The organism is Isoptericola variabilis, assembly GCF_050311655.1.
Taxonomy (GTDB): Bacteria; Actinomycetota; Actinomycetes; order Actinomycetales; family Cellulomonadaceae; genus Isoptericola; species Isoptericola variabilis.
The window spans coordinates 278505-292003 of record NZ_JBNOZM010000003.1 but is presented as its reverse complement, the minus strand read 5'-3'; the positions used below and the strand labels follow the sequence as shown (position 1 = coordinate 292003).

General features: G+C 72.0%; 11 protein-coding genes. 7 read left to right on the top strand and 4 right to left on the bottom strand.

Annotated elements, in window-relative coordinates:
- A complete protein-coding gene (locus ACQP60_RS08520; protein WP_429730696.1) occupies positions 1 to 2016 on the bottom strand; it encodes a DUF6807 family protein in 2016 nt (671 codons plus the stop codon).
- Positions 2013 to 3311 (bottom strand): ABC transporter substrate-binding protein, encoded by a 1299-nt coding sequence (locus ACQP60_RS08515; protein WP_429730693.1) that lies wholly within the window; start codon positions 3309 to 3311, stop codon positions 2013 to 2015. The genes ACQP60_RS08520 and ACQP60_RS08515 overlap by 4 nt, the downstream gene beginning before the upstream one ends.
- A gap of 207 nt (positions 3312 to 3518) precedes the next feature.
- Between ACQP60_RS08515 and ACQP60_RS08510 the strand changes: the two genes are divergently transcribed.
- The 5 genes from ACQP60_RS08510 to ACQP60_RS08490 all read left to right on the top strand — a co-directional run bounded on the left by ACQP60_RS08510 (position 3519) and on the right by ACQP60_RS08490 (position 8913).
- Positions 3519 to 4463, top strand: coding sequence for a carbohydrate ABC transporter permease (locus ACQP60_RS08510; protein ID WP_429730690.1), 945 nt, complete (start codon positions 3519 to 3521; stop codon positions 4461 to 4463).
- Positions 4456 to 5367 (top strand): carbohydrate ABC transporter permease, encoded by a 912-nt coding sequence (locus tag ACQP60_RS08505; RefSeq protein ID WP_429730688.1) that lies wholly within the window; start codon positions 4456 to 4458, stop codon positions 5365 to 5367. Before ACQP60_RS08510 ends, ACQP60_RS08505 begins: the two co-directional genes overlap by 8 nt.
- A 61-nt stretch (positions 5368 to 5428) precedes the next feature.
- Entirely contained in the window at positions 5429 to 6184 is a 756-nt protein-coding gene (locus ACQP60_RS08500) for a GH25 family lysozyme (RefSeq protein WP_429730685.1), read from the top strand.
- Positions 6185 to 6202: 18 nt separating this feature from the next.
- Complete coding sequence (locus tag ACQP60_RS08495) at positions 6203 to 7372, top strand: VanZ family protein (protein ID WP_429730681.1); 1170 nt, start codon at positions 6203 to 6205, stop codon at positions 7370 to 7372.
- A 62-nt stretch (positions 7373 to 7434) separates the two neighbouring features.
- Positions 7435 to 8913, top strand: a complete 1479-nt coding sequence (locus ACQP60_RS08490) for a mannitol dehydrogenase family protein (protein WP_429730679.1) — start codon at positions 7435 to 7437, stop codon at positions 8911 to 8913.
- A gap of 15 nt (positions 8914 to 8928) precedes the next feature.
- Here the strand turns inward: ACQP60_RS08490 and ACQP60_RS08485 are convergent, their stop codons facing one another.
- Both ACQP60_RS08485 and ACQP60_RS08480 read right to left on the bottom strand, forming a co-directional pair.
- Positions 8929 to 9981, bottom strand: coding sequence for a YihY/virulence factor BrkB family protein (locus ACQP60_RS08485; RefSeq protein ID WP_429730676.1), 1053 nt, complete (start codon positions 9979 to 9981; stop codon positions 8929 to 8931).
- 81 nt (positions 9982 to 10062) lie between these two features.
- Positions 10063 to 11010 (bottom strand): sugar-binding transcriptional regulator, encoded by a 948-nt coding sequence (locus ACQP60_RS08480; RefSeq protein WP_429730674.1) that lies wholly within the window; start codon positions 11008 to 11010, stop codon positions 10063 to 10065.
- 169 nt (positions 11011 to 11179) lie between these two features.
- Between ACQP60_RS08480 and ACQP60_RS08475 the strand changes: the two genes are divergently transcribed.
- Entirely contained in the window at positions 11180 to 12547 is a 1368-nt protein-coding gene (locus ACQP60_RS08475) for an ABC transporter substrate-binding protein (RefSeq protein WP_429730670.1), read from the top strand.
- Positions 12544 to 13497 (top strand): carbohydrate ABC transporter permease, encoded by a 954-nt coding sequence (locus ACQP60_RS08470; RefSeq protein WP_429730667.1) that lies wholly within the window; start codon positions 12544 to 12546, stop codon positions 13495 to 13497. The genes ACQP60_RS08475 and ACQP60_RS08470 overlap by 4 nt, the downstream gene beginning before the upstream one ends.
- Positions 13498 to 13499: the final 2 nt, after the last annotated feature.

The window sequence follows — 13499 nt, the reverse complement described above, 5'->3', positions numbered from 1 at the left end:
TCAGGCGGGTCGGGCGGCGAGCGGTGCGGGCGCGAGGTCGCGCTCCAGGGCGTCGCCGGCGAGCCGCGCGACGTGCTCGTCGTCGAGGACGCCGTCGGCGACCAGCACGCGGACACGGCGGCGCAGCGGCCGGTCCACGGGCGCGGTGGTGCGGCGGTCCCACGCGAGCGCGAGCCCGACGCCGGGATAGCCGGCGGAGCGGACGAACCACGGGTCGGCGTCGTCGTCGTGCGGGGCGACGAAGACGAGCGTGGCGGGCCCCGCGGCGAACTCGGCGGTCCAGGCGAGCCAGGAGGACGCGGTGCCGTGCACGGCCGGCTCGCCGTGGGCGTCGGCCGTGCGTACGCGGACGTCCGAGCACGGGGCGATGCGCCAGAAGAAGCCACCGTAGCCGCCGCCGGCGCGGCCGTTGCTGCCCGGGCCGCCCAGGGATACGGGGGCTCCGGTGGCGCTGCGGAGCTCGGTCCGCAGGTCCAGCCACCAGCCGTCGGGGGAGGGCGTCGCCTCCCACCGGCGGTGCTCCGTCAGCAGGGGATCGCCCGTCGGGTCGCACCAGGTGAGCTCCTGGTCGACGACGCCGGCCTCCCGCGCGTGCCGGTCGACGCGCACGCGCCCGTGGTCGGGTCGCCAGACGTACTCGCGGTCCTCGGCCGTGAACGTGCGGCCGCCCCAGAGGTTGGTGCCGTCCACGTCCTGGATCGCCACGCCGGCGCCGAGGTGCCAGGCGTGGTCGGCGGGCAGGTGGTCGGTCACGACGACGCCGTCGAGGGTGGTGACCGGGTGCAGGTAGGGACGCGGGGAGAGCGTCGCCGCCACGTCGGAGCCGTCGCGGAGCTCGGCCACGGGCACCCCGCCGACGTCGAGCACGTCGGACGCGGGGAGCCTCCGCGCCCACGGCACGCCCAGCTCGGCGAGCGTCGCCTGCGCGGTGACGGCCCGCGCGAGGATCGCCTCGACGTCGTGCACGACGGGCCGGCGGTCGCGACCCGCGCCGGTCCAGGTCACCGCCTCCGCGGGGATCTGCCGTGGCGGGTCGGCCACGCGCACGGCCTCGAGCACGCGCATGAACGCGCCCGAGTCGGCCAGCGGGCTGAGGAGCTCCGTGCCGGTCGCGCGGTGCTTCTGCAGGCGGTGGTCCAGCAGGTCGTCGAGCAGGTGCGCGCGGCCGGTGGTGAGCGTGCGCCGCCCGCCCGTGCCGTCGATGGTGAGCTCGTCGGTGGTGTAGCTCAGCTCGATCGTGCCGCGGGTGCCGCGCACGCGGACCACCGGCGCGGTCTGCTCCTGCGCGCACAGCGTCAGGCCCAGGGTCACGGCGACGCCGCTCGCCGTGCGGACGCGGACGACCGACGTGTCGTCGGCGTCGATCGCGTGCGCGTGGTAGAGGTCGGCGTCGACGTGGAGCACGTCGTCCGCGCGCCGGGCGCCCGCGAGGCGCAGCGCCGTGACGACGGCGTGGGCGAGCGGGTTGGTGACCACGCCGTCCACCACGTCGACGCCGTCGAGCACGCGCCGGCCCGCCCACGGGGAGCGGTCGTAGTAGCCGACGGTGCGCGACCAGGTGCCGACGACGCCCACGGCCAGCACGTCGCCGATCTCGCCGGCGCGGAGGCTGTCGTCGATGATCCCCAGCGCCTCCGCCCCGAGGCTCTGGAACCCGACCTGGACCGCACGCCCGGCGTCGCGAGCCGCCCGCTCGAGCTCCACGTACTGCGCCCAGGAAGCCACCGGAGGCTTTTCCACGTAGACGTCCGCGCCGGCCGCGATCGCCCGCAGGGCGAGGGCGGCGTGGGTGTGCGGCGGGGTCGAGACCACCACCACGTCGGGCTCGACGCCGGCGTCCAGCAGGGCGTCGAGCGAGTCGAACCAGGGCACGCCGCCGGCGTCGCCCTCGGGCGGGCGAGGGTCCGCGACGCCGAGCAGCCGGGCCCGCCCCGAGCGCTCGGCGCTCCGCAGGTGGTCCAGGTGGCGGGACGCGTAGCCGTGGCCGCCGACGAGGGCGACGCCGGGGGCGGTCACTTCAGCGAGCTTTCGACCTCGGAGATGAACTGCTCGGCCGCGTCGTCCGGCGTCGTCCGCTCGAAGAGGACGTCCTGCATCAGCCGCGTGAAGATGTCTCCGGTGCTGCTGGCGCCTTCGGGGGCGGGCATGCGGGCGCCGGCGTCGGAGGCGGTGATCTCGTCGATGAGGTCGACCTCCTTCTGCTGCACCGTGGTGAGGCTCCCGCGCAGGTGGTCGCGCACCTCCTCGTTCGCCGGGACGCCGCGGTCGGTGCCGACCGCGTCGACCACCCGCGGGTCGTTGATGAGGTAGTCGAGCAGCATCGCCGCGGCCTCGGGGTGCTCGGTCTTCGAGGTGATGGCGTACTCCATCGTGGAGCCGACGCGGTTGCCGCGCGCCTCGGCCTCACCGGGAAGGTTCGCCTCGACGACGGAGTCGCCGAGCGCGTCGGCCTTGAAGTTGCTCCACGCGAACGCGATCCCCTGCTTGCCGGTGCCGAACAGCGACTGCTCGGGCACGGCCGTCGAGTCCTCCACGAAGATGCTGGCCTCGGGGGTGGCGCCGTTCTTCTGGGCGTCGAGCCAGAGCTGGAACCAGGCGGACACAGTCTCGGGGCTCACGCCCACGGTGCCGTCCTCGGCGAAGATGGCCTCGCCGTGCTGGTGCGCCCAGGCGTCCAGCAGCGAGGAGTTGGCGAACGGCACGGTGCCGTAGGTGCCCTTCGGGCTCTTGTCGGAGAGCTCCTGCGTGAGCGCGGCGAAGTCCTCCCAGGTCCAGGTCGAGGTGTCGGGGAGGTCGACGCCCGCCGCCTCGAAGACGGCCGGGTTGAGGAAGGCCGCCAGCGCGTTGACGCCGGACGGGACCGTGTACTGCTTGCCCTCGATCTGACCGATCTCGAGCGTGTCGGCCGGCACCTTGGAGGTGTCGAGGTAGTCGGACACGGTGCCGAGGTCCAGCAGCGCGCCGCGCCCGGCGTACTCGCTCGGGTAGGAGCCACCCATCGTGATCAGGTCGGGGGCGTCACCGCCCGCGACCTGCGTCGCGAGCATGTCCCAGTAGCTGCCGAAGTCGCTGCTCTGGGTCTCGACGGTGATGTTCGGGTGCTCCTCCTCGAACCCCTTGATCGCCTCCTTCGTGATCTGGTTGCGCTCCTCCCCGCCCCACCACGCGAAGGTGATCGTCACCTTCTCGTCGGGGTCGTAGGGGGCGGCGTCGGTCCCCGGCTGGTCGACGGCGCAGCCGGCCGCCGTCGTCAGCACGACGAGGCCGGCGCCGGCCGTCGCGACGGTCGTCCTGAAGTTGAGTCTCTGCATGGGGTCGTACCTCCCTGTACGAGCAGCCCATCCCCTGGAAGGCTCGCGACGGTCGGCGTCAGCGAGCGGGAAGGCGCTTCCCACACTACGAAGATTTCGATACTGTGGTCAACGGTTACCCCAAAAGTTGCGCGCTGGAGCGCAGCGCTCCGTGGTCGAGGAGGTCCACGCGATGAATCGTTCCATAGCGCCGATGGGCGCTCCCGGATGAGCGCGATCACCGAGCTCTCGAAGCTGAGGCGGGGCGGTCGCCCGGTGGACCCGCGCGAGCGGAAGGCGGCGCGCCGGGACAACAAGGCGGCCCTGGTCTTCCTGCTCCCGTGGCTCCTGGGCCTCGTGGTCATCACCGCGGGCCCGATGGTCGCGTCGTTCTACCTGTCCTTCACGGACTACAACCTGCTCGAGGACCCGAACTGGGTCGGGGTGGAGAACTACCTCCGGATGCTGAGCGACGAGCGCCTGCACCAGTCGCTCAAGGTGACCCTCACGTACGTCGTCGTGGGTGTCCCGCTCCAGCTCGCCGTCGCCCTCTTCATCGCCGTGGCGCTCAACCGGGGGATGCGCGGGCTGTCGTTCTACCGCTCGGTGTTCTACCTGCCGTCGCTGCTGGGCGGCTCGGTGGCCATCGCCATCCTGTGGCGCCAGATCTTCGGCACCACGGGCCTGGTCAACCAGGTGCTCGGGCTGTTCGGCATCGAGGGGATGGGCTGGATCTCCAGCCCGGACACCGCGCTCGGCACGATCATCCTGCTGCACGTGTGGACGTTCGGGTCGCCGATGATCATCTTCCTCGCCGGGCTCCGCCAGATCCCGACGATGTACTACGAGGCGGCCGCCGTCGACGGGGCCACCAAGGCCGAGCAGTTCTGGCGCATCACGATGCCGATGCTCACCCCGATCATCTTCTTCAACATCGTGCTGCAGACGATCGGGGCGTTCCAGTCGTTCACGCAGGCGTTCATCATCTCGGGCGGGATCGGCGGCCCGTCCGACTCGACGCTCTTCTACACGATGTACCTCTACAACACGGGGTTCAAGGACTTCGAGATGGGCTACGCCTCCGCGATGGCGTGGTTGCTCGTCCTCATCGTGGGCGCCCTCACCGCCGTCAACTTCATCGCCTCGAAGTATTGGGTCCACTACGATGACTGACACCATCCAGAGGGACGTCGCGGCCGCACCGGCCGCCCAGGAGCCCGCGCCGGTCGCCCCGCGACGTCGGCGCTCCTCCCACCCCGTGCGGAGCCTCCTCAAGCACCTCGTGCTGATCGTCACGGGCGCCGTGATGATCTACCCGCTCCTGTGGATGGTGGTCTCGTCCCTGCGGCCCGACGACCTCATCTTCAGCCAGCCCGGCCTGTGGCTCAGCGACGTCGACCTGTCGCACTACCCGGACGGGTGGAACGCGCTGAGCCACCCCTTCGGCCGCTACATGCTCAACTCGGCGGTCGTGGTGCTGGGGTCCGTGCTCGGCACGCTCGTCTCCTGCTCGATGGCGGCCTACGCGTTCGCGCGGATGCGCTTCACTGCCAAGACGCTGCTCTTCGCGATCATGCTCATCACGATCATGCTCCCCGGGCACGTCACGCTGGTGCCGCAGTACGTGCTGTTCTCCCAGCTCGGCATGGTGAACACCTTCTGGCCGCTGGTCGGGCCGAACATGCTCGCCACCGACTCGTTCTTCATCTTCCTCATGGTCCAGTTCATCCGCGGGCTGCCCAAGGAGCTGGACGAGGCGGCCCGCATCGACGGCGCCGGGCACGCCCGCATCTTCCTGCGCATCATCCTGCCGCTGATGACGCCGGCCCTCGCGACGACCGCGATCTTCACGTTCATCGGGACCTGGAACCAGTTCTTCAGCGCCCTCATCTACCTCACCGACACGGACATGATGACCGTGCCGGTGGCGCTGCGACTGTTCGTCGACTCGCAGGGGGAGAGCAACTGGGGAGCGATGTTCGCGATGTCCATCGTGTCGCTGCTGCCCGTGTTCTTCGTGTTCCTCTTCGGCCAGCGATTCCTGGTGCGCGGCATCGCCACGACGGGGATCAAGTGACGGCGGCGGTGACGGTCGGGGCGGCTAGCCCCGGGCGTCACCGCTGCGGCAAGATCGCGGGGTGAGCGACACCAGACCCCGACGACGGCCCTGGCGGGTCCTCGGGATCACCGCCGGGGCCGTCGTCGTGCTGCTGGGCGTGCTGGCGCTGCTCGTGTGGAACGGGGTGCTCTGGCCCAACCGCCTGGCCGCCGACAAGTACGCCGTGCGCGGCGTCGACGTGTCCGCCTACCAGGGCGAGATCGACTGGCCGGTCCTGGCGGCGCAGGACCTGGACTTCGCGTTCGTCAAGGCCACCGAGGGCTCCTCGCACGTGGACGAGCGGTTCGCGGCGAGCTGGGAGGGCGCGCGCGCCACCGACCTGCTCGTCGGCGCGTACCACTTCCTCAGCTTCGAGAGCCCCGGCGCGGACCAGGCGGCGCACATGATCGACGTCGTGCCCGCCGAGAGAGGCACCCTGCCGCCCGTCGTCGACGTCGAGTACTACGGCGAGTTCGCCGCCGACCCGCCGACCGTCGACGAGCTGCGCGGCGTCCTCGACCCGATGCTGGACGCGCTCGAGGAGCACTACGGCGTGCCGCCGATCCTCTACACGACGCAGCAGATCCGGGCGGACTACCTGGGCGACGACTACGACCGGTACCCGCTGTGGATCCGGTCGGTCGCCTCCACCCCCGACCTGCCGCGCCGCGACTGGGAGTTCTGGCAGTACTCCGACCGCGACACCCTCCCCGGCTACGCGGGCGAGGAGGATCACATCGACATGAACGTGTTCGACGGCACGATCGGCGACCTGAGCGCGCTGACCCAGCCGTAGCCGCATACCGTCGGCGGCGTGATCGATCGATGGACATGGCCGGCCGCGGTGGGCGTCGGCTTCGGGGTGCTGGTCTTCCTCGGGGTGCTGATCCCCGTGCTCCTGGTGCAGCAGCGCCGGTACGGGCGGCTCGACGCCCGGCGGGTGCTCGGCGCGGCGGCGCTCGCGGTCTACGTGGTGACGCTGCTCGCGTACACGCTGCTGCCGCTGCCGTCGGGGGACCTGGCCGCGTGGTGCGCCGCGCACGGGGTGTCCGGCGCGGAGCTGGTGCCCCTGCACTCCCTGGACGACATCCGCCGGGACACGGCGGGCCTCGGGCTGCTGGCCACGCTGCGCAGCGCCGCCGTCCTGCAGGTGGCGTTCAACGTGCTGCTCTTCGTGCCGTGGGGTGTGCTGGCGCGGCGGTACCTCGGGTGGGGCGTGGCCGCGTCCACCCTCAGCGCGCTCGTCGCGTCGGTCGCGATCGAGACCGTGCAGTACACCGGCATCCTCGGGCTGATCCCGTGCTCGTATCGCGTGGCCGACGTCGACGACGTCCTCACCAACACGCTCGGCGGCCTCCTCGGCGCGCTCGTCGCACCGGTGGTGCTGCGCTGGATGCCGCAGTCGCGCGAGCTCGCCGCCGCGCGTCTGGAGCCGCGGCCGGTGACGTTCTGGCGCCGCCTCCTGGGCATGGTCACCGACCTGCTCGCCGCCTTCGTGCTCGGGTCGGCGCTCCAGCTCGCCTACCGGGTGGGGATGCTGGTCGCCGGCCGGGACGTGCCCACGGCCACGACGTGGCCCGACGTGCTGCTCGGCACGGTGGTGCCCGCGGTCGCGGTCTTCCTCGTGCCGCCGTGGGTCGGCTCGGGCGCGTCGCTGGGGCAGCGGGCGGTGTGGCTGGAGCCGCGCTGGCCCGACGGCGCGGGGGCGCTGCGACGCGGGTCGCTCGCGCGCCGTCTCGCCCGCGGGTACCTGCTGCTCGGCCTGTACGGGGCGCTGGGGATCGTGGAGGCGGTGCCGCCGGGCGACGCGTCGAACGCGTGGGCCGGCGCGCTGCAGAACGTGGTGGCGCTCGCCGCGCTGGTCGGCGTCGTCGCGACCGGCGACCGGCGGGGGCTGGCCTGCGCGCTCACCGGGGCGCGGATGGTGGACGCGCGGGCGGGGATGCCGGGGTCGCGGCGACGACCTGATCGTGCTCATCTGTGACGTCGATGCCGCTCGTTTGCTACGTTGGTTCTTCCCTGTACCCGACGGAGCAAGGACGCACCATGACCGCACTCAGCGCCGAGACCGTGGAGTCGCTCGCGAGCGACGACCTGGCCGTCCCGCAGTACGACCGCAGCCGCCTGCGCGCCGGCATCGTGCACCTCGGCGTGGGCGGGTTCCACCGCGCGCACCAGGCGATGTACCTGGACCGGCTGATGAACGCCGGCGAGGCGCTCGACTGGGCGATCTGCGGCGTCGGGGTGCTGCCCCACGACGCCCGCATGCGCGACGCCCTCACCGCGCAGGACGGGCTGTACACGCTGGTGCTCAAGCACCCGGACGGCACGCTCGAGGGCCGCGTCGTCGGCTCGATCGTCGAGTTCCTGCTGGCCCCGGACGACCCCGAGGCGGTCGTCGAGCGCATGGCGTCGCCCGAGATCCGCATCGTCTCGCTGACCGTCACCGAGGGCGGCTACAACGTCAACCCCGTCACGGGGGAGTTCGACGCCGACGACCCGGCCGTGCGCGCCGACCTCGAGCCCGGCGCCGTGCCGGCCACCACGTTCGGGCTGGTCACGGAGGCGCTGCGCCGTCGTCGCGACCGCGGGGTCCCGCCGTTCACGGTGCAGAGCTGCGACAACATCCAGGGCAACGGCGACGTCGCGCACCGGATGTTCGCCGCGTTCGCCCGGCTCAAGGACCCGGGGCTCGCGGCGTGGATCGAGGAGCACGTCCCGTTCCCCAACTCGATGGTCGACCGCATCACCCCCGTCACCACGGACGACGACCGCGCCATGGTGGCCGAACGGTTCGGGGTCGACGACGCGTGGCCGGTCGTGGCGGAGCCGTTCACGCAGTGGGTGGTCGAGGACCGGTTCGCGGACGGGCGGCCGTCGTGGGAGAAGGTGGGCGCGCAGCTCGTCGAGGACGTGGAGCCGTACGAGCTGATGAAGCTGCGGCTGCTCAACGCCAGCCACCAGGCCCTGTGCTACCTCGGCTACCTGGCCGGGTACCGGTACGCGCACGAGGTCTGCGCCGACGCGACGTTCGTGCGGTTCCTGCGCGACTACATGGCCCGCGAGGGAGCCCCGACGCTGCTGCCCGTGCCGGGCGTGGACCTCGAGGAGTACGAGGCCACGCTGATCGAGCGGTTCGCCAACCCGCACGTGCGCGACACGCTCGCCCGGCTGTGCGCCGAGTCCTCCGACCGCATCCCCACGTGGCTCGTCCCGGTGATCCGGGCGAACCTCGCCTCCGGCGGCGAGGTGCACCGGTCCGCGGCCGTCGTCGCCGCCTGGGCGCGGTACGACGAGGCCGTGGACGAGCAGGGCGAGCCCATCGCGATCGTCGACCGCCTCGCCGACCGGCTCAAGGCCGCCGCGGCGCGCAACCGCGAGGACCCGCTCGCCTTCGTGCGCGACGAGGAGCTGTTCGGCGACCTGGCGGCCGAACCGCGCTTCGTCGAGGCGTACACCGCCGCGCTGGACTCGCTGCACACGCTCGGGGCCCGCGCGACGGTGGAGCGCCTCGTCGCGGGCTGAGCGCGGCGGCGGCCGTCAGCCTGTCGTGCGGTCGTGGGCCGCGGCCTCCCGGATCTTGCGGGCCTCCGCGACAGCGTCGCGTCGCTTGCCGGCCTTCTTGTCGCTGGCCCTGGTGTCGCGTGGCGGAAGCTGGAGGGTCTCCTCCGCCGCGATCCCGCCCTGCAGCTGCCGGCTGCGCTCCAGCTCCGCGTCCAGCTCTGCACCGAAGAGGAGCGCCAGGTTGGTGATCCACAGCCACAGGAGGAACACGATGACGGTGCCGAGCATCCCGTACGACCCGTAGCTGCCGAAGTTCGCCACGTAGAAGCCGAACGCTGCCGAGGCGATCGCCCACGCCACGATCGCGACCAGGGCGCCGACGCTGATCCAGCGGAACTTCGGCTGCTTCACGTTCGGTGTCAGGTGGTACAGGAGCGCGACGACGACCACGACCAGCAGGACCGCCACGGGCCACTTGGCGATGTTCCACACCGTGAGCGCGACGTCCCCCAGGCCGATCGCGGCGCCGACGGACCTCGCGACCGGGCCGGAGAGCACGAGGCTCGCCACGATCACCGCGGCGAGCACCACGACGACGAGGGTCACCAGCAGCAGCAGCGGGCGGAGCTTCCAGATCGGGCGCCCCTCCTCGACCTCGTACACCCGGTTCATCGCCCGCCCGAACGCCGTCACGTACCCGGACGCCGACCAGAGGGCGATGACGAGACCGACGACGAGGGCGAGGCCGGCCCCGGTCGATCCCACCAGCCGCTCCACCAGCGGTTCCACGATGGCGAGCGTCTCGTCGGGCAGGAAGTCACCCAGCGTCGTCAGGATCGAGTCGAGCGCGGCCTCGGCGTCGCCGACGAAGCGGAGCAGCGAGACCAGGGCCAGCAGGGCGGGGGCCGCAGCCAGCACCGCGTAGTACGTCAGCCCCGCAGCCAGATCGGTGCACTCGTCGTCCATGAACTCCCGCACGGTCCCCTTGAAGGCCAGCTTCCAGGACGGCTTCTCGAGGTCCGGCGGGGAGTCGGGCTTGCGCGGGTCGTCGGGAGCCGGCTCGGTGCGGGGCTCGTGCGTGTCGGTCACGGGACCTCCTCGGGCGCGGCGGCGGGTTCCGCCAGGGTCACCACCAGGCTCGATGCGTCCGCGGATGCCCGCAATCGGACGTCAGGCGCTCGCGGCGTCGAGCAGCTCCTCGAGCGCGCCCGCGGCGGCGTCGTCGCAGACGACGGTCGTGGCGATGCCGCCGGCGACGGCGGCGCGCAGGCCCCGGGCGGCCTCGCGCCCGTAGCCGGCGGTGACGACCTCGGGGGTGCGCACCAGCTGGTCGAAGGTCACGCCGACCACGCGGGCGTCGAGCGGGGTGACGACGCGGCGCCCCTCGGCGTCGAACAGCCGGCCGGAGCACTCGGCGACCGTCCCGGCGGCGGTGGCGGCGCGCCGCTCGTCGCCCGTGACCCGCGGGAACACGGTGGACCCGGTGGCCGTCCACGCGCCGATCGCGACGACGGCGACGTCGAGGCCGTCGGCACGGTCGAGGGCGGCGGCGATCTCGGGCTGGCGACGCATGCCGGCCGCCGTGCCCGGGTCGGCCACGAGCAGGGGCGACCAGACCGGCCAGGTCCGCACCGCGGGCATCCGCCGGAACGCCTGGATCATGTCGAGGGAGTCGCCCGAGCCGTCCACGGGCAGCGCCCCGACGAGCTGGACGACGTCGCAGGCCGGCAGCGGCTCGAGGTGCCGGACGGCGAGCTCGATCGTGCGCGACCAGGAGACGCCCAGGGTCGCGCCCTCGCGGACGTGACCGGCCACGACGCCGGCGAGCGCGCGCGCCACGGACTCCCGGGTCGTGGCGGGGGAGCCGCCCGAGCCCGCGATCACCACCTCACGCGCGCCGAGGCGGTCGGCCAGCCGCCGGGCGCGGTCGGTGTCGAGGTGGGCGGGCGGCGAGATCTCGATCCGCACGACGCCACTCTCGCGCGCCTCGGCGAGGAGCCGGGCCACCTGGAAGCGGGAGATGCCGCGGGCGGACGCGATGTCCACCTTGGAGCGGTTGTCGAGGTAGTAGTCGCGGCTGACCTCCACGAGGAGGCGGGCGTGCTCGGCGTCGGTCACGGGGTCATCCTCCTCGCTGGTCCGGTCGCCGCGCCACTCTGAGCGCTCGGGTCTTGCTCAGCTGAGCATCACCCACTACTGTCCAGACAGATGAGCGCAGCGCCGCATCTCATCTGTGCGCGGTGGGGCTCGTCGAGACAGCGATCGAACCGACGACGTGAGGACCGCGATGTTCCGACCACGAACCCGGAGGCTGGCCGCCGCAGGCGCCGCCGCCGTCCTCGGGCTCTCCCTGGCCGCCTGCGCGGGCGCGGGCGCCGTGGGCGGGGGAGACGGCGAGCAGATCGTCGTCGCGATCGTCTCGAACCCGCAGATGCAGGACGCGATCTCGCTGCAGGACGAGTTCCGCAAGGAGCACCCCGGCATCGACGTGCGCTTCGTGTCCCTCCCGGAGAACGAGGCCCGCGCCAAGATCACCGCGTCCGTCGCCACGGGCGGCGGCGAGTTCGACGTCGTGATGATCTCCAACTACGAGACGCCGATGTGGGCCGAGAACGGCTGGATCGAGAACCTGCAGCCCTACGCCGACACGACCGAGGGCTACGACCCCGACGACTTCGTGCCCAGCGTGCGCGAGGCGCTGTCGGTGGACGGCGACCTCTACTCGGTGCCGTTCTACGGAGAGTCCTCGTTCCTCGCCTACCGCAAGGACCTCTTCCAGCAGGCCGGCCTCACCATGCCGGACCGCCCCACCTGGGACGACGTCCGCGAGCTGGCCGCCGAGCTGAACGACCCGTCGCAGGACTTCGCGGGCATCTGCCTGCGCGGCCTGGCCGGGTGGGGCGAGGTCATGGCCCCGATGACGACGGTGATGAACACCTACGGCGGGCAGTGGTTCGACGAGGACTGGAACGCCCGGCTCGACTCGCCCGAGGTGCGCGAGGCCGTCGAGACCTACGTCGACACGGTGCAGCAGTACGGCCAGCCGGGCGCCGCGACCTCCGGCTTCGGCGACTGCCTCACGCGCTTCGCGCAGGGCCAGGCGGCCATGTGGTACGACGCGACGTCGATGGTGTCCTCGATCGAGGACCCGGCGTCGTCGACCGTGGCGGGCAAGACGGGCTACGTGCCCGCGCCGGTGAGCGAGACCGACGCGGCGGGCTGGTTGTACTCCTGGTCCCTGGCGATCCCGTCCACCAGCGAGCACAAGGACGCCGCCTGGGACTTCGTCTCGTGGATGACGGACAAGGACTACATCAAGCTCGTCGGCGAGAGGCTCTCCTGGGAGCGGGTGCCACCCGGCAGCCGGCTGTCCACGTACGAGATCCCGCAGTACGCGGAGGTCTCCGAGGCGTACGCCGACGCGACCCTCACCGCGATGAGCGAGGCCACGCAGGACAAGACGATGGTCGCGCCGGTGCCGTACCCGGGCATCCAGTTCGTCGGCATCCCCGAGTTCCAGGATCTCGGCACCCGCGTGGGGCAGCAGATGTCGGCCGCCATCGCGGGCCAGAAGTCCGTGGCGGACGCGTTGAAGCAGTCGCAGCAGTACGCCGACACCGTCGCCGAGACGTACCGCAAGGAGAACGAGCGATGACCGCCGTCACCACGCAGGCCGGGAACCTGCGGCGCGCGCAGGCCCAGCGCGCCGCCCGCGCGGACAAGCACCAGTTCTCCCGCGCCGAGCGGTGGCGCCGGCGCGGGCCGCTGCTGCCCGCGCTGGTCTTCACGATCGTCGTCACGCAGATCCCGTTCCTCGTGACGATCTGGTACTCGCTGCACTCGCGGAACCTGCTGCGCCCCGACTCCGACCTCTTCGTCGGGCTCGCCAACTACGTCGACATCGCGCGGGACTCGGTGTTCCGCCAGACGGCGCTGAACTCGGTGATCATCACGCTGGGCTGCGTGCTGGTCGCGATGGTGCTGGGCATCGTGCTCGCCATCCTGCTGGACCGGCCGTTCCGCGGTCGCGGGGTGGCCCGCACGCTCCTCATCACGCCGTTCCTCATCATGCCGGTGGCCAGCTCGGTGCTGTGGTCGATGGCGATGCTCAACCCCACGTACGGGCTGTTCAACTGGACGCTCGGGCTGGTGGGCATCGACCCGGTCGACTGGACCTCGACGTACCCGATCGTCGCGATCCTCATGGCCCTGGTGTGGCAGTGGACGCCGTTCATGATGCTGCTGGTCCTCGCCGGGCTGCAGGCCCAGCCGAAGGACGTGCTGGAGGCCGCCGCGATGGACGGCGCGGGCTGGTGGCGCACCTTCGCCTCGATCACCCTGCCGCAGCTGCGCCGGTACATCGAGCTGGGCGTGCTGCTCGGGATCATCTACGTGGTCAACACGTTCGACCAGATCTACCTCATGACCGCCGGCGGCCCCGGGACGGCCAGCGCCAACCTGCCGTTCTACATCTATCAGCGCGCCTTCCTCGGCTTCGACGTCGGGCAGGCCGCCGCGATGGGCGTCGTCGTCGTCATCGCCACGATCATCGTCGCCTCCGCCGCGCTGCGGCTCATCTTCCGCAGCTTCGACGTCAAGGAGTGAGC

Bases quoted from the DNA above. Each gene is read 5' to 3' on its own strand.
- ACQP60_RS08515 (WP_429730693.1), bottom strand. From the start codon at position 3,311: ATGCAGAGACTCAACTTCAGGACGACCGTCGCGACGGCCGGCGCCGGC.
- ACQP60_RS08510 (WP_429730690.1), top strand. From the start codon at position 3,519: ATGAGCGCGATCACCGAGCTCTCGAAGCTGAGGCGGGGCGGTCGCCCG.
- ACQP60_RS08505 (WP_429730688.1), top strand. From the start codon at position 4,456: ATGACTGACACCATCCAGAGGGACGTCGCGGCCGCACCGGCCGCCCAG.
- ACQP60_RS08490 (WP_429730679.1), top strand. From the start codon at position 7,435: ATGACCGCACTCAGCGCCGAGACCGTGGAGTCGCTCGCGAGCGACGAC.
- ACQP60_RS08475 (WP_429730670.1), top strand. From the start codon at position 11,180: ATGTTCCGACCACGAACCCGGAGGCTGGCCGCCGCAGGCGCCGCCGCC.
- ACQP60_RS08470 (WP_429730667.1), top strand. From the start codon at position 12,544: ATGACCGCCGTCACCACGCAGGCCGGGAACCTGCGGCGCGCGCAGGCC.